Annotated in this window: 22 protein-coding genes; 6 read left to right on the top strand and 16 right to left on the bottom strand. The window is 42.9% G+C overall.

Going from position 1 to position 24,521, the window contains the following annotated elements; genetic code table 11:
• Positions 1-135: 135 nt before the first annotated feature.
• The 3 genes from CJ305_RS04135 to CJ305_RS04125 all read right to left on the bottom strand — a co-directional run bounded on the left by CJ305_RS04135 (position 136) and on the right by CJ305_RS04125 (position 3,416).
• Entirely contained in the window at positions 136-2,448 is a 2,313-nt protein-coding gene (locus CJ305_RS04135) for a beta-glucosidase family protein (protein ID WP_099644992.1), read from the bottom strand.
• Positions 2,449-2,549: 101 nt separating this feature from the next.
• The gene (locus CJ305_RS04130) at positions 2,550-3,116 is read right to left on the bottom strand and encodes a Crp/Fnr family transcriptional regulator (protein WP_099644991.1); all 567 of its coding nucleotides are present in this window, start codon (positions 3,114-3,116) and stop codon (positions 2,550-2,552) included.
• 105 nt (positions 3,117-3,221) lie between these two features.
• Complete coding sequence (locus tag CJ305_RS04125; protein ID WP_099644990.1) at positions 3,222-3,416, bottom strand: cold-shock protein; 195 nt, start codon at positions 3,414-3,416, stop codon at positions 3,222-3,224.
• A gap of 486 nt (positions 3,417-3,902) precedes the next feature.
• Here CJ305_RS04125 and treS point away from each other — a divergent pair, with 486 nt between their 5' ends.
• On the top strand, positions 3,903-7,211 hold the full coding sequence (gene treS / locus CJ305_RS04120; protein WP_099644989.1) for a maltose alpha-D-glucosyltransferase: 3,309 nt from the start codon (positions 3,903-3,905) through the stop codon (positions 7,209-7,211).
• Positions 7,212-7,286: 75 nt separating this feature from the next.
• Here treS and CJ305_RS04115 read toward each other — a convergent pair whose 3' ends face one another.
• The 6 genes from CJ305_RS04115 to CJ305_RS04090 form a co-directional block, all read right to left on the bottom strand.
• On the bottom strand, positions 7,287-8,342 hold the full coding sequence (locus CJ305_RS04115) for an NAD(P)-dependent alcohol dehydrogenase (RefSeq protein WP_099644988.1): 1,056 nt from the start codon (positions 8,340-8,342) through the stop codon (positions 7,287-7,289).
• Between the two features lie 133 nt (positions 8,343-8,475).
• Entirely contained in the window at positions 8,476-9,336 is an 861-nt protein-coding gene (locus CJ305_RS04110; RefSeq protein WP_099644987.1) for a DMT family transporter, read from the bottom strand.
• A gap of 9 nt (positions 9,337-9,345) precedes the next feature.
• Positions 9,346-9,795, bottom strand: coding sequence for a KTSC domain-containing protein (locus CJ305_RS04105; RefSeq protein WP_099644986.1), 450 nt, complete (start codon positions 9,793-9,795; stop codon positions 9,346-9,348).
• A 62-nt stretch (positions 9,796-9,857) separates the two neighbouring features.
• Entirely contained in the window at positions 9,858-11,747 is a 1,890-nt protein-coding gene (locus tag CJ305_RS04100) for a hypothetical protein (RefSeq protein WP_099644985.1), read from the bottom strand.
• A 62-nt stretch (positions 11,748-11,809) separates the two neighbouring features.
• Positions 11,810-12,850, bottom strand: coding sequence for an MBL fold metallo-hydrolase (locus CJ305_RS04095; RefSeq protein ID WP_099644984.1), 1,041 nt, complete (start codon positions 12,848-12,850; stop codon positions 11,810-11,812).
• Between the two features lie 17 nt (positions 12,851-12,867).
• On the bottom strand, positions 12,868-13,437 hold the full coding sequence (locus CJ305_RS04090) for a PepSY-associated TM helix domain-containing protein (RefSeq protein WP_099644983.1): 570 nt from the start codon (positions 13,435-13,437) through the stop codon (positions 12,868-12,870).
• 128 nt (positions 13,438-13,565) lie between these two features.
• Here CJ305_RS04090 and CJ305_RS04085 point away from each other — a divergent pair, with 128 nt between their 5' ends.
• On the top strand, positions 13,566-14,144 hold the full coding sequence (locus CJ305_RS04085) for a pseudouridine synthase (protein ID WP_099644982.1): 579 nt from the start codon (positions 13,566-13,568) through the stop codon (positions 14,142-14,144).
• 15 nt (positions 14,145-14,159) lie between these two features.
• Here the strand turns inward: CJ305_RS04085 and CJ305_RS04080 are convergent, their stop codons facing one another.
• The 3 genes from CJ305_RS04080 to CJ305_RS04070 form a co-directional block, all read right to left on the bottom strand.
• A complete protein-coding gene (locus CJ305_RS04080) occupies positions 14,160-14,663 on the bottom strand; it encodes a rhodanese-like domain-containing protein (protein ID WP_099644981.1) in 504 nt (167 codons plus the stop codon).
• Between the two features lie 149 nt (positions 14,664-14,812).
• Positions 14,813-15,238 (bottom strand): hypothetical protein, encoded by a 426-nt coding sequence (locus tag CJ305_RS04075; protein ID WP_099644980.1) that lies wholly within the window; start codon positions 15,236-15,238, stop codon positions 14,813-14,815.
• Between the two features lie 90 nt (positions 15,239-15,328).
• Positions 15,329-16,591, bottom strand: a complete 1,263-nt coding sequence (locus tag CJ305_RS04070) for an NAD(P)/FAD-dependent oxidoreductase (RefSeq protein WP_099644979.1) — start codon at positions 16,589-16,591, stop codon at positions 15,329-15,331.
• A 210-nt stretch (positions 16,592-16,801) separates the two neighbouring features.
• Here CJ305_RS04070 and CJ305_RS04065 point away from each other — a divergent pair, with 210 nt between their 5' ends.
• The 3 genes from CJ305_RS04065 (at position 16,802) to CJ305_RS04055 (ending at position 17,873) form a co-directional block, all read left to right on the top strand.
• Positions 16,802-17,149, top strand: a complete 348-nt coding sequence (locus tag CJ305_RS04065; RefSeq protein ID WP_099644978.1) for a DoxX family protein — start codon at positions 16,802-16,804, stop codon at positions 17,147-17,149.
• 80 nt (positions 17,150-17,229) lie between these two features.
• A complete protein-coding gene (locus CJ305_RS04060; RefSeq protein WP_394340041.1) occupies positions 17,230-17,493 on the top strand; it encodes a DoxX family protein in 264 nt (87 codons plus the stop codon).
• Positions 17,494-17,501: 8 nt separating this feature from the next.
• Positions 17,502-17,873, top strand: a complete 372-nt coding sequence (locus CJ305_RS04055; RefSeq protein WP_099644976.1) for a DUF2237 family protein — start codon at positions 17,502-17,504, stop codon at positions 17,871-17,873.
• Positions 17,874-17,888: 15 nt separating this feature from the next.
• Here CJ305_RS04055 and CJ305_RS04050 read toward each other — a convergent pair whose 3' ends face one another.
• The 3 genes from CJ305_RS04050 to CJ305_RS04040 form a co-directional block, all read right to left on the bottom strand.
• Positions 17,889-19,235 (bottom strand): DEAD/DEAH box helicase, encoded by a 1,347-nt coding sequence (locus tag CJ305_RS04050; protein ID WP_099644975.1) that lies wholly within the window; start codon positions 19,233-19,235, stop codon positions 17,889-17,891.
• Between the two features lie 262 nt (positions 19,236-19,497).
• A complete protein-coding gene (locus tag CJ305_RS04045) occupies positions 19,498-20,535 on the bottom strand; it encodes an agmatine deiminase family protein (RefSeq protein ID WP_099644974.1) in 1,038 nt (345 codons plus the stop codon).
• A gap of 3 nt (positions 20,536-20,538) precedes the next feature.
• Entirely contained in the window at positions 20,539-21,426 is an 888-nt protein-coding gene (locus tag CJ305_RS04040; RefSeq protein WP_099644973.1) for a carbon-nitrogen hydrolase, read from the bottom strand.
• A gap of 245 nt (positions 21,427-21,671) precedes the next feature.
• On the opposite strand from CJ305_RS04040, the gene recQ reads away from it, so the two are divergent.
• The gene (gene recQ, locus CJ305_RS04035; protein ID WP_099645451.1) at positions 21,672-23,792 is read left to right on the top strand and encodes a DNA helicase RecQ; all 2,121 of its coding nucleotides are present in this window, start codon (positions 21,672-21,674) and stop codon (positions 23,790-23,792) included.
• Here recQ and CJ305_RS04030 read toward each other — a convergent pair whose 3' ends face one another.
• Complete coding sequence (locus CJ305_RS04030) at positions 23,793-24,467, bottom strand: C1q-like domain-containing protein (RefSeq protein ID WP_099644972.1); 675 nt, start codon at positions 24,465-24,467, stop codon at positions 23,793-23,795.
• Positions 24,468-24,521 lie beyond the last annotated feature (54 nt).

Genomic DNA, 24,521 nt, shown 5'->3' with positions numbered 1-24,521 from the left:
ACTCAGGGCAAGGCAAGAGGTATCGAAAAGAAAACAAGCCTCGAATTCGAAGTATCGCCATTATTATCCCTTTGGCTATGCCATTAAAAAAGCAGCCCGAAGGCTGCTTTTTCACAATCTTAGAAAAGATGGAAATTATTTTCTGCTCAATTCTTCGATAGCTTGCTCAGGGGTGAGAAGGGCTTTAGTTTGTTCCACTACCGTTTCAGACAAAACAAGAGTCGCTTTGAGTTTTACAGCGTTCAATGCTCCCGAAACCGCAAAGGTGTACTGGCCGCCGGCTACAATCCACGCGTGTTTTGTTGTGTCGTAAAAGGCCAGGTCTTCAGGTTTAACGGTAAATGTAATTTGTTCAGACTGTCCCGGCTGAAGCAAGGCGGTTTTCGCAAAGGCTTTCAGTTCCTGTTTAGGCTTTTCCAGACCGTCTTGTGGCGCGGCTATATACAACTGAGCAATTTCTTTACCCGCTGCATCACCGGTATTGGTAACGCTAAACTGAAGCGTAATTACGTCATCAGCCTCTGCTTTCAGATTTTCATACGCAAATGTGGTGTAGGATAAACCAAAACCAAAGGGATAGGAAACCGGAACTTCAAAACTGTCAAAATAGCGGTAACCTATATAAATGCCTTCTTTATAAATTTCTTCGGAAGGTACACCTTGCAAGGGATTAGCAGGTTTTTCAGCATCGGGATCAAGTGGTTTTCCTGGGAAATTAGCACTTGAAGGCACCTCATTTAAAGCAACGGGAAAAGTAACCGGAAGCTTTCCGGAAGGGTTTACGGTTCCGGTCAGGATATCTGCAATGGCGTTACCGGCTTCCTGGCCGGGTTGCCAGGTTAAAAGTATCGCGTCAGCATGGTTTTTTAAAAATTCGGTTTCAATGACTCCACCCACATTCAGAACGACCACAAGCGACTTTCCGGGAGCCGAAAAAGCTTTTTTAAGATCAGTAAGCAGCGCCTTTTCAGTTTCAGTCAGCAGAAAATCATCTGCTTCTTCCCGATCCTGAAATTCTCCTGAAGTGCGCCCTAAAGTAAACACCGCAACGTCATTCTTGGCTGCAATAGCCTCAAGTTCTGCGGTTGTCCAGGACTTTTCGGGTACCAATTCATCTTTTAAAAAGAACATTGCCTTAGGCGGAATCTTGGCACGCTCTTCTTTTACATAAGCTTCATATACGGCGTCTAGTTCGGCATCTGTAATCAATGCAGTCTGTTTTAAACCTTCCGCCAGTGAAACACTATAGGCTTTATTCACATCACCACTACCGGTACCTCCGGCAATGGTTTCATATGAAGTTGTGCCAAAAACCGCCACTTTACTTTCCGGTTTCAGGGGTAAGGTGTTTTCAACGTTCTGCAGAAGTACCATTCCTTCGTGTGCAGCTTTGCGGGCAATGGCTTTGTGCTCTTCAAGATTGGTTTTTCCGGAAGCTTCATAACCCTTAAACGCAAAGGTTTTCTGGTAAGCGTCAAGTATGGCTTTTACACTTCGATCAATGGTTTTGATATCCAGCTCGCCGGCTTCAACCGCCTTTTTTATCGCATTGAATTGGGCTGCAGTACCGGGCATTAGCAAATCGTTTCCGGCTTTAATTTGAGCAACGGCATCAGTACCCGCAAACCAGTCGGTCATAACAAAACCCTGATAGCCCCACTCCTCACGCAATAAATCGGTAAGGAGTTCTTTATTTTCTGAAGCATACGTTCCATTGATTTTATTGTAGGAAGACATAACCGCCCAGGGATTACTCTCCTCAATCGCAATTTTAAATCCACGCAGGTAGATTTCGCGTAAAGCCCGTTCGCTAACCACGGTATTTAAAGCCGTACGATTGGTTTCCGAATTGTTAGCTACAAAATGCTTGATGGTAGCACCCAGGCCGGTTGATTGTACACCATTAACAAATCCGGCAGTAATCATTCCGCCTAAAACAGGATCTTCAGAATAGTATTCAAAATTGCGACCCCCCAACGGATTCCGGTGAATATTCAGTGCAGGCGCCAACAGGAAATCAACCCCGTAATCGCGGCCTTCTATTCCAAAAGCTTCACCCACCTGAGCAGCGAGGGCTGTATTCCAGCTTGATGAGAGGCTGCTGGCTGTTGGGAAAGCAGTTGCGTAGAAGGTTTGCCCGGGATTCGACTCGCGTTCCGGACTTATGCGTATCCCTGCCGGTCCATCGGCAAAGACTACGCTGGGAATATTAAGGCGGGGAACGGCATAGCTGGTTCCTGCTGCTCCCTCTACTTTATTTGAAGTACTGCCCACCACGGCTTCCGCAGGTTTAGCATCATCGGGAACCCCGGGAATATCCATTCCGGTTCCAATTAAAAAATAAATTTTTTCGTCAAGTGTAAGCTTGTCAATAAGCTCCTGAGTATTCGTTTGAGCAGAAAGTGCTGCACAACTCAAAAGCAAGAGGTATAAAAGATGTTTTTTCATAAGAGGTATATTTAAAACCAAATATGAAATTCTAATACTAAGAATCCTTTGACATTCGTCAAATAATCAAAATGAAGCTCTTAAAATGACGATTTATTAAATCAAACTTTGGCTCGGATTCGGCTCAGGGTTTCCTGCGAAATACCCAAAAACGAAGCAATATGAGCAAGAGGCACCTTTTGAATTACGTAAGGTTTGGTATCTAAAAGATGCAGATAGCGATCACGCGCCGATTGAAAAAGAATACTTTCGGTGCGCAGCTGCGAAAATTTAAGTGAACGGGCAAACATCTGTATCGCTAACTGGGCGATCTCAGGATTGGTCTTGCTCAATTGCAGAATACCGTCGCGATGCAGGCGAATTACGGTACTGTCTTCAACCGCTTCAATGAGCAAATTACTGGGAGTACCGTCAAAATAACTGGTTATGGAAAAGCAAAAATCCCGGTTACCGGCAAACCATTCGGTGACTTCCTTTCCGTCTTTATAATAATACTGGCGCGCAAATCCTGCTTCGATGTAAAAGATATAGCGGCAGACTTCCTGATGCTTTAAAATGAATTCGCCTTTAGGAACCTCTACTACAGAAATGTATTCCTGAAGCTGTGCCTGCGTGGCGTCGCTTAAGGTGGAAAATTCGTCAAGTCTTTTTAAAAATTGCGGGATCACGTTTTGCCTGTTGGCCGGCTGGCGACCGGCACTTTTAGGGGTTTAAAATAGCGCATAAAAAAAGCCCTCACAAGGAAGGCTTTCATAAATCTATAAAATATGGACTTAGTCAATAACGCGAACGTTGATTGCATTGATTCCTTTTTTACCTCTTTCAGTTTCAAATTCTACGCGGTCGTTCTCACGTACTTCGTCAATTAAGCCGCTTGCGTGTACGAAAACATCTTCGTTAGACCCTTCAGGATTGATAAATCCAAATCCTTTTGCATTATTGAAAAATTTTACTGTTCCTTCTTTCATTGTAGTAACTCTATTATTAATTAATTTATTTAAAAAGCGTTTTATTTTATTCATATCATCTTATTAGATTTCAGGCATAACAAACCTTGAAACCGGTTTTACAGGTACTTCATAAGAATCTTAGAATACAGTTAAAGAAGAAGTAGTATTGTGAAGAGTAGCGTGAAAAAATTCACCTGTTTCAGAATGGAAACTTGCCTCGAGAGCGGTAATAACTTAAAAAGAGTACTGAACTTACAGCATACGCAAAACATCTCTTTGCGTTTACTGGGGTAAAGGTAGACTAATTATTGGTCTTAGCGTCAAAATAGCTGATTATCTTTCAAATACATTCAGAATTAGAATGCTGGCTTCGCTTTTATGTAAAGGTGAAAAAGCTTTATTCTTTATTTAACGCCCCTTTTGGCCTTACTTTTTTAAATTTAAAGCTGATGGCTTTTTTAGTCATTTCGTTTAATTCTAACTAATCAAATACTATCCATACTTATGATAAATCCTTCATTTTCCGAGAATCAGAAAAACTGGTACAAAGACGCGGTCATATATGAACTGCACATTAAAGCTTTTTTTGACAGTAATGGTGATGGGATCGGGGATTTTGAAGGATTGCTACAAAAGCTTGATTATTTGGAAGAACTGGGTATTACGGCCATCTGGCTGCTTCCCTTCTACCCTTCGCCCCTGCGTGATGACGGTTATGACATCGCAGATTATTACAGCATCAATCCTTCGTATGGCGAGATCGAAGATTTTAAACGTTTAGTGGAAGAGGCACACAATCGCGGCCTAAAAGTCATTACCGAACTGGTAATCAATCACACTTCAGATCAGCACGAGTGGTTTCAGCGGGCGCGAAAAGCCCCTGCAGGTTCTAAATACCGAAACTATTACGTGTGGAGCGATAATGTGGAAAAGTACAAGGACGCACGTATCATTTTTACAGATACCGAACCTTCAAACTGGAGCTGGGACCCTGTCGCCGGCGAATACTACTGGCACCGGTTTTTCGCCCATCAGCCCGATTTGAATTTTGATAATCCGGATGTGCAGGAAGAAGTCTTTAATATTATGGATTTCTGGTGCGACCTGGGGGTTGACGGATTCAGGCTTGATGCGGTGCCCTATCTGTTTGAACGCGACGGTACGAACTGTGAAAACCTGCCGGAAACACATGAATTCCTTAAAAAACTACGCAAGCGTATTGATGATAAATACGACAACAAACTCCTGCTGGCGGAAGCAAATATGTGGCCCGAAGATTCTGCGGCCTACTTTGGAGCTGGCGATGAGTGTCATATGAACTACCACTTCCCCATTATGCCGCGTATGTTTATGTCGGTTAAAATGGAGGACCGCTATCCCATCATTGATATCATAGATCAGACTCCCGATATTCCTGAAAGTTGTCAATGGGCGATTTTCCTGAGAAATCACGACGAACTCACCCTCGAAATGGTGACTGATGAGGAGCGCGATTATATGTATAAGGTCTATTCTCAGGACCCAAAAGCCAAAATCAACGTGGGGATCAGACGTCGTCTGGCTCCCTTGCTCGATAACAACCGTAGCAAAATTGAGCTGATGAATGTATTGCTCTTCTCACTACCGGGAACACCCGTTATGTATTATGGTGATGAGATCGGGATGGGAGATAACTTTTATCTGGGTGACCGCGATGGGGTGCGTACCCCAATGCAATGGACAGCAGACCGCAACGCAGGTTTCTCGATGGCAAACCCGCAAAAATTATACTTACCCACAATCATTGACCCACAGTACAATTCCCAAACAGTCAATGTCGAATCCCAACAAATCAATCCGTCGTCGCTGCTGTGGTGGATGAAGCGTATCTTGAATATGCGTAAAAGTTTTAAAGCCTTCGGGCGGGGTGATATTAAGTTCTTTTCGCCTTCCAACTCTAAAATACTGGCGTTTACGCGTAGTTATGGGGACGAAAATATTCTGGTTATCGCCAACCTTTCGCGTTTTTCTCAGGCTGTAGAACTGGAACTTGATGATTATGTAGATTATGTTCCGGTGGAAGTGTTTAGCCACAATAAATTTCCGCGAATCACCAATAGACCTTACCTGTTTACGATGGCCCCTCACGGGTATTATTGGTTTTCACTAACCAAGACCGATGTAGCCTCGCAAGATGGTCCACTACCCGAACTTAAAGCTTCCGGCTGGGCTGAGTTATTTGGCAATAAATCGCTTCAGGCACTTGAGGTAAAGGTATTTCCGCGCTATTTTAAGAGTCAGTACTGGTTTACAGACCAAAATCGCATCGTTCAATCCATTTCCGTAGATAACATTATCGATCTTGATGTGCCTGATTTTCCGGTTAAGAATCTGATTGCTGAAGTAACCTATAACGAAGGCTTGCCTGAGATTTATCAGTTTCCGGTCGCCTTTGTTTCGCTGAACCACGAGAAACTGCTGGAAGAATTGCCTGAAAAAGGAAAAATCGCCAAACTTAAATTAGGCGATGAAGAAGGTCTTCTGGTAGATGCGGTGCACGTTCCCGAATTCCGCGAGTTCCTGTTTTACAGCCTGCAAAAAGGCATAAGCATCAAATCAGGTAAAGAAGCGATGGTTTTTGAAAAGGGCAAAACAGCCCCTGATGCCGGTATAAAAGAAGTTTCTTCACGTCTAATTGAAACCCGTCGCAGCAATACTTCAATCATTTTCGATCACCGCTATTTTTTAAAATTATACCGAAGACTGGACAGCACGATAAATCCCGATGCTGAGATTTCACAGTTTCTTACCGAAACCGTTCAGTTTGATAATACCCCGCAGTATATGGGAAGTATTCGGTACAAAACTCCGAGAAACAGCGATCCCATACTGGGAATGATGCAAGATTTGGTTACCAATACCGGTACGGCCTGGGAAAACGCAAAAGATGCCGCACACAGGTATATTGAGCGCGTAGAGACCTCAAATATTCCTGAAGTACCTGAGTTTAATACCGAATCTAGACTGGAGAAACTAACCTTTGAAGAGCTTCAGGAGCGTGATCAGGAATTAGTAGATAGTTTATTGCCCGAACGCATTAGTCTTTTGGGTCAGCGTAGTGCCGAAATGCATCAGGCTTTGGCCAGTCATAAAAACCTCAAAGGCTTTGAGCACGAGGAGTTTTCGCTACACTATCAGCGTTCGCTGTATTCCTCGTTACAAAGTCTTACCCGGGAAACTTTTGAAAATCTAAAGAAATCCATTCCAAGCCTTCCCGAAGGCATTCAGCAGGAAGCAGAAGCTGTTTTAAAGCGTAAGAAAGAAGTTTCAGAATGCTTTAAGCGCGTTTTTGATCATAAACTGGATACCGTTAAGATACGCACCCACGGTGATTATCATCTCGAGCAACTGTTGTGGACCGGTAAGGATTACATCATCATCAATTTTGAAGGTGAGCCTACCCGACCGTTTAGTGAGCGCCGTATCTTGAGATCAGGATTACGCGATGTAGCTTCGATGATTCGATCCCTGCATTACGCTGCCTACACGCCGTTTATGCAAATCAATTATGCTGATGAGTATCGCGAGTCTGATCTGGAGCATTGGGCAGAACTTTGGTTCTATTACATGACGCGTTTTTACCTGAAAGGTTATTGTGATACCTTAGGTGATTCTAATCTGATTCCTTCAGACACCAAAGATTTCAAAGTCCTGTTAGAGACCTTTATGCTTGAAAAAGCAGTAACCGAACTCAATTATGAACTCAATAACCGTCCGCACTGGTCTTTAGTGCCTTTGCGTGGTATTCAGTCTATACTGGATTCCTGTAAATAAATTTCAGTTTTAAATAAAAAAACCCCCGTAAATCAGTTGATTCACAGGGGTTTTTTAATGGATATAAACCTTCTTTTAGTTTGCGTTGCGTAAAGATTCCATATCAATTACAAAACGGTATTTAACGTCTCCGTTTACAACACGCTCGTAAGCCTCATTGATGGTATTGATGTCAATCAATTCGATATCACTCACTACATCGTGCTCACCACAGAAGTCAAGCATTTCCTGAGTTTCCTTGATTCCTCCTATCAACGATCCTGCAACGTTTTTACGTCCCATGATCAGATTACCACCGTGAACATCAGGCAAGGGCTCTATCGCTCCTACCATACACATGGTTGAATCAATTTTCAGCAATTGGAGATACGGATTGATATCATGAGCCACCGGAACGGTATTTAACAAGAAGTCAAAAGAACCACGATGCTTTTTCATAGCATCCTCGTCCTTAGAAATCAATACCTCGTCTGCTCCCAAACGCTTAGCATCTTCGGCTTTCTCAGGGCTGGTGGTGATCATTACCACGTGAGCTCCCATCGCGTGGGCAAATTTGATTCCCATATGACCAAGGCCGCCAAGACCAATAACACCTACTTTATCGCCTTTCCCCACTTTCCAGTGGTTTAAGGGAGAAAACGTGGTAATACCGGCGCAAAGTAAAGGAGCTACTGCTTTGGTGTCCAGATTTTCCGGTACACTGAGCACGTAATAGTGATCTACAATAATTTCTTCAGAATAACCCCCAAAAGTATGTCCTCCCAGGTGTTTGTCTTTTCCGTTATAGGTGCCCACCATTCCTTTTTCACAGAACTGCTCCAGATCGTGTTTACAAGGCTCGCACTCGCGGCAGGAATCTACCATACAGCCAACACCCACGGTCTGACCCACTTTAAAGTCGGTTACCTCGCTACCCACTTCAAGTACTTCTCCAATAATCTCGTGTCCCGGAACCGCAGGATACATCGAATTACCCCAGTCGTTACGTACGGTATGAATATCGCTGTGGCAAACCCCACAGTAAGTAATTTTAATTTTTACATCGCGTGGCTTTACCTCACGGCGTTCAATTGACATTTGTTTAAGGTCTGCCTCAGAATCGGCAGCACCATATGCTTTTACTTCGCTCATAGTTGTTTTTTTACTTAAAGGATTAATTTACGCTTATCTCTGCCTGTTAACAAGCTGCGGAAGTCGTTTTAAACTAAGTTTAACGCGTATGATTCACTCAGGTTAATTTTCAGGGTTCAACCTGAAGCTTAGCTTAGGATTTAGAAGTCGAAGTTTTATTGATTCTGGAGATGAAAAAGCTGCTGATGAGAATAAGACTTCCGCCCAGATAGGTATTCCAGGTGAGCTTTTCGCCCAGCAAAAAATAGCTATAAATGATGGCACTTAAAATTTCCAGATACATCAGCGAAGCTGCCGTGGTCGCATTGAGGTGTTTTAAGCCGAAAAAGAACAGACTGAATACTACAATGCCAATCAGAAGCGCATAAAAAACAGCAATGCCCAACTCCAGGATTGGCGGACTTTCAATACCAAACAAAAACGGAAGAAACAAAACGGCTCCGGCGATATTTTGGTAAAACAACAATTGATTACGGTTGCAATGTACCGTCTGTCGCTTAAACAGGCTGACAAAAAAAGCGTAACCCACTGCGGCTGCAAGGGCGGCAAGCATCCCAATAAAATCTTTAGACTCAAAACTGAAAGGCTTGTTTAAATAGGTAAATACAATCCCAGTAAATGCCAGCAGCATCAAGTAAATCTGAGCCTTTTTTATGGGTGCTTTGTAAATGAGCGATTCTATCAGGGTTACAAAAAGCGGATAGATGTAAAAAAGCACTACTGCATTTCCTATAGACGTGTAAATAAAGGCGATGAGGTAGAAATACATCCTTAGGGCATTGATGCCCGAAGCTAAAAGGAGCATTTTGTAATTGCCCTTGACCTTAAAATCATTAGCGCGTATCAGCGCAGGAAGCAGAAACAACACCGGAATACCCGCTCTAAACCAGCCGATCGCTCCGGTAGACAAAGCGGGCATTTTTTTGATCAAAATACCATTAAGACCGGCTATACAGGCCGCAAGAATAACCGCATAAATCGCTTTTTTGGCCATTATAATCGCTTAGGCTTCCTGCAAATAACGTTTTGATTTTCGGTATAAAAACGAATTGTAAATATTTCGCTTTGCGAAACGCACGGGATTCCCCGCATTGTGGAATTTCAGAAACATCTGTTTTGTAATACCAAAATATTCATACGTGCTGCCATCGGTAAAGGTGATTTCAAGAACCAAACCTTTATGCTGGTAATCTGCGATACCTGATTGTGTGATGGTCTCTGTATACACCTCTTTATTTGCCTCGTGGGTCTCAGGAGCGATGCTAACCAAAAAATGATAGGCGTCTATGATCTCCCTACTTTTCAATTCAGCTTCTTCTTTGCGGGCATCACCTTCCTGAAACTTATCCGGATGCCATTCTTTAACCAGATTACGGTAAGCCGATTTAAGCTGCTTTAAGTCTGCATCTTTATCGGTATTGAATAATTTTCGGTAAGCGGTAATGCGTTTCATAGCTTTTTTTTTGAAGGCGCGAAGTTAGGCTATTTCAGCTACCAAAAATTTTAAAGCTGCTTTTATTCCACACCTTCACAATTCTCGCAGTATGAATCTCTTAGGTAGCTATCTTCCAAAAGCTGAAACGTTACACCCCCGTCATTTGAAGCATTAAACAGCCGGCAATAACGGGTTTTATTCCGGTTGAAGGCGTTTAACATAATACTTCGATATTCCGGGGTCTGAGTAAGTTCATCGTCTATGATGGTAAGATTGAGGTAGTAGAACAGTAAATCTTCATCTACATCGATGCGATTCGCGCGATTTTCTATAAGCTCGGTCGCCTGCTTCAAATCAGAATAATACGTCAGATACTGTGCAATACTTAAATAATCTTCGTCACGCAGCTCAACGGTTTTTAAAAGCGAAAGCACCTGCCTCACAGCTCCGTCTTTCTTGGCGTAATTGCGCTCACGGGCGTATTTCTCGCTTTGTATAATGTAATAATTGGTAAGCATACGCCCGATGAGACTCTCTTTAATGTCATACGAACGTAATCTGCGTATCTGATCTAAAAAGGCGTTAGGATCAACCGGTTGTACATCAAATTTCCAGATTACAAAAGTCAGCGCAGCCAGATTGTACTTGATTTTGTAATTATCGGGATCCAGATCTTCCAGCTTTTTAAGTTCGTTGTAGGCAATAAGCAAATACGCCTGATCTACCAGATAACGTACTGCAGCCTGATTATTTAGAAAGTCGCTGTATTGTTCCTGTTGTGGGATCTGAAGGTCTTTCAATGAATCGGGATTCAAAATTTTATCGCGTACCCGCCCCAGCAACAGGTTTTGAATTTCGTGAGCTTTTAAGACCTCGTCATTTTGAAGAGCCGTGTTGAATTCGGTGATCAAAGCTTCAGAAGACAAGGTTTTGTAACTGCTCTTCTTTTCCAGCGAAAGGGTGATCAGCGCCTTACGGTGGTTTTTAAGAATAGGTTCTAATTTTTCGCCTGCCGGTCCTGCCAATTCTTTTTTGATCTCAGTCTTGCTTTGGGTTTTAAACGATTCATAAGGCGTGCCCTCAATATCCTTTAAAAATTCGACCCAGTTTTCTGCCGAATTTACCTTAGTCTCGATCGTGGGTTCCTGAAAACCCTGCAAGGCCTTTACGATACTCGCGGCACGTTGCTCCTGCAATTCGATATTGCGCTCCAGATTGCCTTCCACGCTGCTGTAGGCCTGTATTTCAATAGCTTTAATGTCAAAATCTGTAAGATGCAGCGAATCGTAAACCGGCCTGATGTCTTCGGCCAGATACTCTGATTTGTTCTTTTCGAAAGGAATTCTAAACTTTAGTGTTTTATAGGAAGTCTTTTGTAATTCCTCGCCTTCTTTTTCTGATTTCTGAAAGGTGAGGGTATCCAGATAAACGCCCATATCGAGCAGCTTCCAATTGTAAGCTTCCAGATTGTAAACCGTGTAATACATACACAGATGGCGGTTGTTTAAAAACAACACATTATACTCGAGTGTTTCTCCATTAAGCACTTCGGGTAACGTACCTATGCGCACCCGGAATCCCTTTCCGTAGGTCTTGAGATTACGCCTCAACACATCGGCATAAACCGGTTTTTGAAGCAAACCCCTGATCTGATTGTTGCCCGGTGGCGTATCATTGCAGTCATAGCGCTTTTTATTAACGATATCAACTGCAATCCCGTCACCCGATTTTTGAAACATCTGCTCAAACCAGCGCTTGTCACTTATATTAAACCACAAGATATTGTTCTCATCCTTAGAGACCGAAAATTGAACTTCCTTTGGCTTTTGAGCAAACAATTGCAGGCATCGGGAGCAATTAGCCCGAGTAGTCTGATTATTGGGCATAATGATGCCGTAATTGGCGTCCTGAGCCAGAAGTTGCAACGAACCTAGAACTAAAAAAACAATGGAAAAACAGCGGGTAAGCATAAACTAAAGATTTGGGTATAGCGGCAATATAAAACAATCCCGCTATTGAATCCTAACTCAATCTAGAGGTTTTTCCACCATTCACTTTTCTGTGCCGGCTGATCCAGATGCATCACCTGCCCCAAAAGCGGCAAAGTATAGTCAAAGTTCTTTTCGGCTGCATACGTTACAAATTCTTCAGCGGGTTCTGTCCAGTCGTGAAGCGCGAGTTTAAAACCAGCCCAGTGGTACGGCATTCCCGTTTTAATTTGAGCATCAAGGGCTGCTGTGATACTTTCGTCAGGGAACATATGAATCTGCCGCCATTTTTCCCCATACTGCCCGCATTCTATAAAGCCGTAGTCAAAAGGCCCCAGCCGCTCCCCTATTTCCTTAAAATGCGGACCGTAGCCACCATCGCCGGTTAGGTATAAAGATTCGGTTTCTGTTTTAAACACCCAGCCGCCCCAAAGCGATTTGGCCCGGTCACCCAAACCCCGTCCCGAAAAATGCCGGCTTGGCGTAAACGTAATTTCAATACCTTCAAAATTGGCGGCGTCCCACCAGTTAAATTCAGTTATTTGCCCGGCATCAACACCCCAGGCTTCCAAATGTCTGCCGCAACCCAATGCTACGTAATAATTCTTGATTTTCGGAATTAATTTTTGAATACTCGCCATATCCAAATGGTCGTAATGATCGTGGGTTAGCAGCATCAGATCAATAGGTGGCAAGGTATCGATAAGATCAAGTGTATTTTTAGAGAAACGTTTGGAGCCAAAAGGCGAAATGGGCGCCGCATCAGGGCCAAACATCGGGTCAAGGAGTATCGTTTTTTCATTTATGCGAAGTAAAAACACCCCGTGACCGTACCAAACGTACTTAATGGATTTTGACGGCTCTAAAAAAGCTTCCACATCAAGCGGAATTATAGATAAATCCTGCTTTGGCGTTGTGTCTCCTTTCTGAAAAAAGAGCTTATAAAGCATTCCCGGTAGGTCTTTAAAACTAAAATCCATTCCGGTTTCGATTAGATTTTTAAACTTCCCATCCTTCCAGTTGGGCGATTGCGCGTAGCGCGTTTGAAGTTGAGGTGTGATTTTACCGCCAAATTGCTTAAACATAGCTTTTCATTTTTGCGTTAGTCGCGGTTTTTTCGCATACGTTTCGGCCCGTACCACAACCAAAAACCGGTAATGGTAAACAAGAGCAGGGCAACACCCATAATTATCGTGTAAATCAGCTTTATGTAGCCTTCGGTCCCCAAATAGTTATCGAGAATCGAACCATCGTGAATGTTTTCAACAACATCAGAGCGGCGCTTACCAATGTGCAGCAGCGTTCCGGTAACGCCATCTAACTGAATCCCGTAATAATGATCGGCAAAAATAAACTTGACAACTCCCTTTTCCTGACGTACGTCAATACGGTCTAGCCTGGGCGAAAGATCAGCAGACACGGAGTCGCGCAAAACGGCGATAGCCTTTTCCTGAAGCTTAGGTAACGGTAGCCATTGCGTCAAATCACTGCTGGTACCTGTTTGCGTTTTTGGCAGCAACAAATCGCCGCTGTTCTTTTTTATGCCCAGCAAAACCCCTGATATTGAAATCACAAAGAAAAACACAAACAACAGAGCACCCATTGCCCGGTGTATGCTGCGAAATTGACGTAAGACTTTGGCTTGTTTTTTCCGTTTGGTTTGCGTGGACATGTGTAGTGAATGCGATTTAAACGCCCAAAAATAAGGTATTCCCTCCAACAGCCGAGTTACCGATTGTTAAAGCTTTTTGAGATAGCCCTTTTGATTTTAGTATTTTCGCAAAGCGAAAAAGACACAGCTTGACCACACACCGGCATTACCTGCTTTATAAACCTTACGGCTACATCAGCCAGCTGGGCAGTAATGATTTGCGCCAGCGGCGGAAAAAAAAATTTCTGGATGAACTTTACTCCTGGCCCGAAGGTATTATGCCCATAGGCCGTCTGGACGAAAAATCTGAGGGTCTGCTGTTGATGACTACCGATGGAAAGCTGAGCGATCTAATCAACCGAAGCGGTATCAAAAAAGAATATTATGCGCTGGTAGACGGAGATCCCTCTGAAGCTGAACTCGATCAATTGCGGGAGGGTATTAAAATTGGGCTAAACGGAGCCAAATACGAAACCAAACCCGCGCGAATACAACGATTGGAAACTTCTCCCAATTTACCGGAACGGGCTAAGAAAATACGCGATGCGCGGCACGGACCGGTAACCTGGCTGAGTATTACGATCGAAGAAGGTAAATTCAGGCAGGTGCGTAAGATGACTTCAGCCATTAATTGCCCAACTCTTCGATTGGTTCGGGTACGGGTGGGAAATTTGAAACTGGGAGACCTGCAACCCGGAGCGGTTATAGAATGGGATGGGGAGGTTTAGTAAAAAATGGTTGGTCTAAGCACTTCGGTTTCTATTCCACGGCATTCGGGCGATTGCCATACGCATATAACAGCGGTCAATGATGGAAGTAAAAATAAGACCTACGCATAAGATCACAGGAATTATAAGTCCGTATTCATAGCCCAGCGCATATAAAGTCAAGGCTATCGCAAGTAAAATGCCCAGTGTAATCCGAAACTGCCGGTCAATAGACCATCCCTTTATTTTTGCAGGATCATGGTAATTTTCCATTTGAGTTTCCAGAATGGCAAGATTGGTAAAACCGTCTTTTTTCAGTAAATCGTGAATCTTTTTGGAACGTTGTCCGCTTTGACAAACCAGGCAGATTTTCAGGTCGCTGAACGCCCCATAATGCTCAGGCTTGTAAGCCGTAGACGGCATATTAATCGCTCCGGGAATATGTTGTTCCCTAAACTCACCGGTTTCGCGTACATCAATGATTACCGCAGCTCCTTTTTGAACTTTGGTCTGAGCCTGATGATTGGAAATGTGTTCCATGGCTTATTTTCGTTAGACCCTAACAAAGAGCTTGTTAGGTCTAACTAAAATAGCATTTAATCTATAATTAATTGAATGAAAATTCTTTTGAGGAATAAATTTTAAGTACTCTAAAAGTAAAATGAAAATGGAGGGTAAATTTTAATATTTTACTGTGCTTTGATAAATACACTGCCTATTCCGTCGTGATTATTGTCGTTAATAGTTAGGCTGGTATTTTCATAAGTATTTACAATTCCCCGTAATACAATACCTGTATATATGGTTGCGTCAGACAACTCTATAAAACGTGCCATCTCTCCCGTATATATAGATTTTTTGTACGTAATTGTGTAATTACCACTCAAGATCTCATTCTCATCCTGACTAATCTGAAATTTATAATTATTGGAGAACGAAAGGGTTATTGACTTGCCTAATGTTTCAGGTGTTTCCTTAAAATAGATTAAGCCGCCGCTGGTTTGTACCCAATCCCAAGTACCAACAAGATCAGCATTATCAATTAGGGCGTCATCCTCAGATTTACAAGAGCTTATGCTTATAACCACTAAAAGAACGAAAATAATACTCTTCATAACATACATTTCTCTTTTATGGATGCTTAAAGCCAAAGAAAGTTGCTTTAAATGTGAAGAAAATTTTAGTCAACAAGTTGACATTAATAATTAGGTTCTAACCCCACCCTCAATCGTCTGAATAAGTCCCAGCGCTGCGCGCTCGCCGGCCATCATTGCGGCGTTAAGCGAACCGTTTAATTGCTGATCCCCGGCCAGGAAAATTCCGTTGATGAGCTGGGTTTCAGAAGGTGTCATCTCATAACGCAGATTATTCAGTTGAGGCAATGCTTTTTTAATTTGATACCTTTTTAAAAAACGGGTATTCTTAATCTTAGCGTGTTTTGCCAGTTCTTCCTGTACCCGTTCTACGAGTTTTTCTTCGCTGTATTCGTGCTCCTTTACCACAGAAACCGAAAGCAAGCCATACCGGCCTTCGCGATCTGCAGCAATATTGGTCACATAAAGTATATTATTTACCAAAGTGTTCTGAGCATTAAAAAGCCCAATAATGGGTTTGTTGTATACCGGAGATCCCTTTACCTCAAAATACAGATTATCAACTGATTTCCAGGGAAGTTGTTGTTGGTTCAGATTGGAAACCAGATTACCGGCTTCTGTAGCGATGATGGTACCCAGGCTTTCAAGGGTGCTACCATCTTCTAAGATCACCGCATCGGGAGTGACCTGCTTTACGCGTGTATTAAACCGAAAATCGGTTTGAGTCAGCCGATTCTGCAATTGATTGGGAATCGCTTCTATACCCCCACGTGGAATTACCGCAGCGCCTTCTCCAAACATTTTAAAAACGAATTCAAACATTCGGCTTGAAGTCTGTAGCTGGTCTTCCAGGTAAATACCTGTAAAAAAGGGCTTAAAAAAGCCATTGATCATCCCTTCAGAAAAGCCGTAATCTTTTAAATACTGTAGAGTGCTTTTTTCTTCGGAAGTAAAAATGGCATCGAGCGATTTTTTACGCAGCTTGATATTCAGCTTTAAAACCTTCAGTTTATCTGCAAACGATCCCACACTGCTCAGCATCGTGGGTAGTGCCATCGATAGTTCGCGGGTAGGATCACCCAGCACTTTACGCTTTCCATTATTAAAAAGTATCGCTCCGGGAATCAGTTTTTGAAGATCGAGCTTATCGTAATTGAGGTATTCCTGGGCTTTGGGATAGGCGTCAAGCATAACCTGAAAACCGTGATCAAGCTGGTAGCCCTCTACGATATCGGTTTTTACACGACCACCTACGCGATCACTGGCTTCGATAACAACGGGGCTGTAGCCGTGATTTTCCAGTACGCGGGCTGCTACCAGGCCGCTGACCCCTGCTCCTACAATAAAAATTGATTTGTCTTTAGTTGATTTCATAGTAATTATGTCGCTTAGCGCAGTTCAAGATATGTAAAAGAAAAAAAGGATTGTCTGGAAATAGCTTCTTTTAGAAAACATTAATATCTAGGTCGCTAGAAGGCCTATTTCAAGTAAGTGTTCAAAATATTTGAAAGTTTTTTAACTAAATATTACAGGCGCATGTCGGCAAGCAATCAATGCATTACCTTAAATTGAAAATAAAAAACTATGGAATTACTCGTTACCCTTTCTAAAGTTATTATTGCTATTTCTATTGTTATTGTCTGGGTGTTGCGCTGGGATAATATCGTAAAGGAGTTTAAAGAATACGGCTTGTCTGATCTGACCCGTAATTTTGTAGGTGCTTCTAAGATTGCGCTTTCTACTCTACTTATTACCAGCATTTGGTATCCGGGTCTGGCAGCAATCCCTGCATTACTGATGGCTTTCCTGATGATTTGTGCACAATTCGCCCATTTTAAAGTAAAAAATCCTTTTTCTAAACACCTGCCCTCCCTCGCATTGCTGGTGTTGAGTTTATTTATCGCAGGCTATCACTACGGATTTTTCAATTGATACTTTTTTTTAAAGGTCTCGCCCTCTTAACCGGTATCACTTTTATCAGTTACGGAATAAGCTGTTTGCTCAGTCAAAAAATGAAGGACGAATTCATCCGTTTTGGTCTCAAAGAATGGCGTACAACAACAGGTTATTTACAGTTGATAGGCGGATTGGGTATGATTACAGGTACCTTTTTCAACAGCGTTTTACTGGCGCTGAGTGCTGCCGGTCTCGCCCTGCTAATGTTGATGGGATTTATAACCCGTCTGCGAATCAGAGACAGCATACTGGCATCGTCCCCGGCATTTATATTTATGCTGGTCAATCTTGTTTTGGCTGTTTATTTCTTTAAAAACTGATAATTACTATGGAAGAAAATCCACTTAATGTCTATGGAAAACCACTACTTGCGTGTCGCTACGAACCGTTGACCGGGTATTTTAGAGACGGATTTTGCAAAACAATAGATACAGACACCGGAACTCACGTAGTTTGCGCTCAGGTTACCGAAGAATTCTTAAACTTTTCTGCCAACCGCGGAAACGATCTGATCACGCCCCGCCCGCAATGGGATTTCCCCGGACTCAAATCCGGTGATTTTTGGTGCTTGTGCGTAAGCAGATGGCTTGAAGCGGAAAAAGCAGGCGTTGCTCCAAAACTAAAGTTGGAGGCCTGTCATTATAAAACACTGGAATATACTTCGCTAGAATTGCTCGAGCAGTACGCTTTGCCTGAATAAACCTAAACGCAAAATCTATTTTTTGTTGCGGCGGTTGTAATTCTTATCTCCACGGGTTTTAGGCTTCTTGTATTTTTTGGCGATTTCCCGTCTGTAGCTACCTCCCAGATTAACCTTTTTATTCTTCTCCTTCTTCTCGTGAAAACTGGCTCCACGATCGTCAGGACGTTTTGACGGATTATTGATTTCCACGTGATCAGGCTGTTCTTCGGGAAGTAATTTGGTAGCAACCTCTAAATCCTGCGGCAGATCTTTTTGGGCAATACTGCGGTTCATCAGAGCCTCAATAGCCTCTTTCTTTTCTACCTCGTCTGCAGTACCCATTAGAATACTATTCCCTTTGTGATCTGCCCTACCGGTTCGACCTATACGGTGCATATAGTTTTCCGGAAAACGTGGTACATCGAGATTGAAGACGTGCGTAATTTGATCTAAATCGAGTCCACGCGCCATCACATCGGTGGTAACTAAAATACGATACGTGCCTTTATCAAATTGCTCGATGGCATTGATTCGGTAATTCTGGGTTTTATTGGCGTGAATTACTCCTACCGATTCGCCAAAGACTTCAGCAAGCTCGGTATAAACGCGGTCTGCGTGCTTTTTGTTAGATACGAAAATCAGGTTTTTTTGGTAGGTGCCTTTGTCTTTCAGTAAATGCGTTGCCAAATTTACTTTGGTGTAAAAATTGGGAAGCTGGTAATAGCTTTGCTCAATTGAATCCAATGGAGTACCGCTTAAAGCCACCTGAATACGCTCGGGAGCTGTAAAAAAGGTATCCATGAGTTCATCAACTTCATCTGTCATGGTTGCCGAAAACATAATGTTTTGACGGCGCTGCGGAAGCAAATCAAAAATATTCACCAGTTGAAACCGGAAACCAAGATCGAGCATCACATCTACTTCATCAATCACCAAATGCTTGATCGATTTAAGCTGAAGCGTTCGGCTTACGGCCAAATCGTAAAGACGGCCGGGAGTACCTACAATAATGTCACAACCCTGCGCAACTTCCTGGCGCTGGGTGTTGATGTTGGTGCCTCCGTAAACGCCCAAAACCCGGATGGAGCTGTGTTTACCATATTCTTTGATTTGGTCTACCACCTGTAAAACAAGTTCGCGGGTAGGTACCAAAATTAAAATCCGCGGATTGACCTGTTTGGAAAATTTGAGACCTTCTAATAACGGCAAGGTGTAAGCAAAGGTTTTACCGGTACCGGTCTGTGCAATACCTACCACATCCCTACCCGATCGAATTACTGAAAAAGCCTGTTCCTGTATGGGTGTAGCTTCCGTAAAACCCAGGTCTTCAATCGCATAACGCAATTGTTTATTTATTTTAAAATCTTCAAAAGATGCCATGTGCGCGTATTTGCGACAAAGGTACGTTTTTAATTCAGTTGGCAGTGTTCGGTTCGCAGTTGACAGTCTCAGTTACCGGTTTGCGGTTTGCGGTTCAGTGTTCGGTTAATTACGTAAAGAAAATCAAATCTTTTCGGCCCATCAGCACATCCACCTCTAACTTCTCACCTCCTTACCTTTCACCTCTTACCTTTCACATTCAAATTTAAAACACAAGTCTCAAATCTAATGTCTATTGTCTATTGTCTAAAATCTAACACAACTACTCCGGTATTTGCATACTGAGGCAATGAAGGGTTCCCAGACCCCAGATCAGATCTATGGCCCCGATACCTATCACTTCGCGATCGGGGAAAAGTTCGGCTAGCGTATTCAGTGCGATTCGGTCTTTAGCATCATTAAATGTGGGTACCAACACCGTTTTATTCAGAATTAGGAAATTGGCGTAGCTGGCGGGTACACGCAGATCTTCGTAATTGATGGCCTTTGGCATAGGTAATGTGACAATCACCGGACTGCTGCCATCTTCAAGCTTTGCTTGTTGCAGGCGTTTTAAATTGTCCTGTAAGGGCTTGTAATTGGCATCTTGCTGATCCTCTTCCACAACCGTCACAATGGTGTTTTCGTTTACAAAGCGGCATAAATCATCAACGTGACCATGCGTATCATCACCGGCAATACCATCGCCCAGCCAGATGGTATTGGTAACACCCAGATATTTTTTGAAAATGAGTTCGTAATCGGCTTTAGTAAAATTAGGATTACGCACCTGGATCTCGGGGTCGAGCAGACATTCTTCGGTAGTAAGTAAGGTGCCTTTACCGTTTACATCAATTGCTCCACCTTCCAGAATCACAGGTTCGCCCTGGTGCATCACCTGATTTACAGGTATTCCCAGAAAATCACCCATGCGTTTAGGCACCTGCTTGTCTAGCCTAAAGTTGCCGTATTTAGCCCAGCCGTTAAAGTTGAAATTAAGCGCTTCGCGACCTGACTCGGTTTTTACGATGATAGGGCCTGCATCCCGCATCCAGCTGCGGTTGGTTTTTTGAATGATGAATGTAACCTTACTCAGATTAACGTGATTAGCTTCCAGAAGGCTTAAGGCCTTGTCACGAATGCTTTCACTTCCCACAAGAACAAAAACGGTCTCTGTCGCTGCAATTTTCTTGATAAACTCGGCAAAGGCAAATTGAATGGTCTGGTACTTCCCCGGCCAGTCGTTGCCATTTCCCGGAAAGCATAGTAAAATGCCTTGTTGCTGTTCCCATTCTGCAGGTAGACGTCGTTCTTTTCTCATGGATTAATCGAGTGCGCGTTTAGTTATTTCGCCATAGAAATCGATGCGTCGATCTCTGAAAAATGGCCAGTTTTGGCGAACGTTTTCCTGCAAATCCAGGTCGATTTCTGCCATTAAAATTTCTTCCTGATCTACAGAGGCCTGCGCGAGAATTTCGCCTTGAGGCCCACAGATAAAAGACTGTCCCCAAAATTCAATTCCGTTGGTATCGGGCACGTATTTTTCAAGTCCAATCCGGTTTGCGGCTGCAACATACACGCCATTGGCGACAGCGTGACCTTTCATCACATTCATCCAGGCGCCGTGTTGATTTACACCGTATTGCACTTTTTCCTGAGGATGCCAGCCTATTGCCGTAGGATAAAATAAAACTTCAGCACCCTGCAAAGCGGTTAATCGGGCGGCTTCGGGGTACCACTGATCCCAGCAGATGAGTGTTCCTAAATTGGCTTTTTTGGTCTTTATGGTTTTAAAACCTAAATCGCCCGGAGTGAAGTAAAATTTCTCATAAAAATGTGGATCATCCGGAATGTGCATTTTTCGGTATAAACCGGCTTCGCTTCCGTCTGTATCAATGATGTAAGCGCTATTGTGATAGATACCGCTCATACGTTTTTCAAAAAACGGAACAATAATCACCACGCCTAACTCTTTCGCCAGGGCGCTAAAAGCGGTAAACGAGATATCGTAAAGCGGTTCGGCGTATTTAAAATTGTCTACATCTTCATCCTGACAAAAGTAATGGCTACTGTACAATTCGGGGAGCGAGATTACCTCTGCCCCCTGAGCAGCGGCGTCACGCACCCATTTTTTACACTTCTCCAGATTGTTTTCGGGGGTATTGTTTAAATTGAGTTGCAGGACTGCGATGGTGTATTTTCTAGCTTTCATACGAGACAATTTTACAGATAAATTCTAAGCAAAGCCTTGAAAAAACAGGGCTTTGTTAATTGAATTACCAAGAATTATTTATTATTCATTTTGAGTTTGTAAAAATGCATAATGTTTAAAAAGCAAAACCCGTTTTTGTAAAATTTATAATGTTAAAAACACGTGTGGCGCTCAATTAGGTTAAAAATAAGATGCTCCTGAGCTATCTGCTTAAAAATGCCGTTTTTTGCAAAAAAGTTTCTACTATGTCCCCATCTGTTGATCAAACCGAACTGCTCACTTCCCTCAAAACCTATTTTGGGTACGACAGTTTTAGAAGCAATCAGCAGGAAATTATAGAAACGGTACTTTCCGGAAATGATGCCATAGTCATTATGCCTACAGGTGGCGGAAAGTCTATTTGCTATCAGTTACCCGCTATGCATTTTAAAGGACTTACGCTGGTAATCTCGCCTTTGATTGCTCTGATGAAAGATCAGGTTGACGGCCTCAATGCAAACGGGATCAAGGCCGATTTTTACAACAGCAGTCAGCAGGCTGAGGATCAACAGGAAATACTGGCCAAAGCTGCAAATGGCGAATTAAAGCTACTTTATGTTGCGCCTGAGAGTCTTTCGGGATTATCGCCCCTGCTTACCGAAAACTACATCAGTTGTATCGCGATAGATGAGGCGCATTGTATCTCTTCCTGGGGACACGATTTCAGGCCTTCGTATCAGCAATTAGGTTTTTTAAAGAAGTCCCTGCCCACTGTTCCGGTTATTGCGCTTACCGCAACCGCTGATAAAGCTACCAGACAGGATATCGCAGAGCAGCTTAACATCACGCACGCCAGGCAGTTTATCAGCTCTTTTGACCGAAAAAATATTACTCTCGAAGTGCGTGCGGCAGATAAGCGGCTTGATCAGATTAAAAAGTTTCTGGCCAAACGTCCCAATACCAGCGGAATCATTTACTGTCTGAGTCGTAAAACCACCGAAACTGTTGCCCAATCCTTGAAAAACAAAGGTATCAAAGCCGAATCCTACCACGCGGGGCTGAGTTTTGAAGAACGCACACGCGTACAGGAAGATTTCATTTACGATAAAATCCAGGTGGTTTGCGCCACGGTTGCTTTTGGAATGGGAATCGATAAATCTAACGTGCGCTGGGTAATTCATTACAATATGCCGAAAAATCTGGAAGGCTATTACCAGGAAATTGGTCGGGCCGGTCGTGACGGCCTCGATGCGCACGCTTTGCTTTTTCATACCTATGCAGATGTGATTCAACTGAGACGTTTTACTCAGGGTGCCGCCAATGAGGAGGTGCAGAATGCCAAGCTCGATCGTATGAAGCAGTATACCGAAGCCCTAACCTGCCGACGTAAAATTCTGCTGAGTTATTTTGGAGAGTTTTTAGAAAAAGACTGCGGCAATTGTGATGTGTGTAAAAATCCGCCGCAATTTTTTGACGGAACCATTCTTGCCCAAAAGGCGTTATCTACCATTGCCCGGGTAAAAAACAGCGAACCCATAGGCGTTATTATCGATATTCTACGCGGTGCGAAAAACGCGATGATTATTGATAAAGGTTTGGAAGAGGTCAAGACTTTTGGGATTGGGAAAGACACTTCCTGGAAAGACTGGCAGCATTATGTCTTGCAATTGATAAATCAGGGTTATTGCGAAATCGCTTTTCACTTAAATAATGCCCTGCACTTAACGCCGTCAAGCAAGGAGGTATTATTCAATGGAAAAAAAGTTTTGCTTACGCATCCTACCGAAGCGATTCAGCCTGAACCAGCCGTTGCCAAAGAGCCGAAAATTAAGAAGGGCAACGATCTGTTTGAAAAACTCAGACAATTGCGAGCCGAGATTGCCAAGGAAGAAGACATCCCGGCCTATTTGGTTTTTAGCGATGCCACGCTCAAAGAAATGGAACGAGTACGCCCTATGAGTGAGATGGAATTGCTGGAAATTAGCGGTGTAGGCCAGCGCAAACTTGAGGTTTACGGCGATGCTTTTATCGATGCGATTCTCGAGTTTCAGGCTGCCAAAATCAAGAAGAAGGGCAGTAAGACAGCTACGCATCAGGTGACCTATCAACTGCTTAAAGACGGACTGAGCATTGAAGAGATTTCACGAAAGCGTGATTTAAAGGATACTACCGTGTATTCACATTTGGCAAAGCTTGCTTTAGACGGGGAAGATATTGATTTATACCGTTTTGTAAATGCAGACGAGGTAAATCAAATCAAAAAGGCGTCAAAAGACTTAGAAAATCCCGATTCGCTGAAAGCGTATTTTGAACATTTTGAAGAAAAAATACCCTATTATAAAATACGTCTGGGGCTAACAGCAATTGAACTTGAGAACAAAAACTAGTTAACGTACTTGTTCTATAGTACAGAAGGAATCATAGCCATTAGTATTGCCTGAAAGGCTTAAGCCAACTGCAGAATATACTTTAAAACTGATTTTTTCGCCGGCTTCCAATTGAACCAGAGTAGAAACTGAACGCGTGGGAGGTGATACATTTATACCCAATACAGAAACATTTACGAAGTTTTCTTCGGCAATTTTTGTTTCTACAGTTCCTGCAGCATTGGTTTTATAAATGGAAAGTCCAAGATCACCAATACTTAAAGTGGAAGACTTTATTTGTGCACTCACTCTGTAGATTCCGGCATATTCCGCAGTAAAATATCCCGTCGTAGGATCAAATTCATCTTTTAGATCAAAATCTTCCGAATTGAATTTTACAATCACATTAGATAATAATGCAATAGTAAAATTTGAGGTAAGCTTAGCCTTTACCAAAGACTTTTCTACATTAGCCAATAGCATACGGGTAGGAACACTCATAACCACACCTCTACCGTCAAAAACAGCGATAGAATCACGGGCTGCATTGGCACTGCCCTCTATATATTGCCGTACACGTAATGCTCCATTAATGTCAACCAAAACATCCGGATGCGGCTCAGTAGTTCCTATACCCACCTGTGAGTAAATAGGAAATTGAGTGATCAATAACAGAAGAAAAATTATCCTACGCATAGGAATAGTATTAATTAATTGCTGTATTGAAATTACAGGAAAACCAGTTGAAAT

Origin of the sequence: Leeuwenhoekiella nanhaiensis, assembly GCF_002744755.1 — a bacterium.
GTDB classification, from domain to species: domain Bacteria; phylum Bacteroidota; class Bacteroidia; order Flavobacteriales; family Flavobacteriaceae; genus Leeuwenhoekiella; species Leeuwenhoekiella nanhaiensis.
Note: the sequence above shows the minus strand (reverse complement) of the source record. Positions and strands in the feature narration are given on the sequence as shown.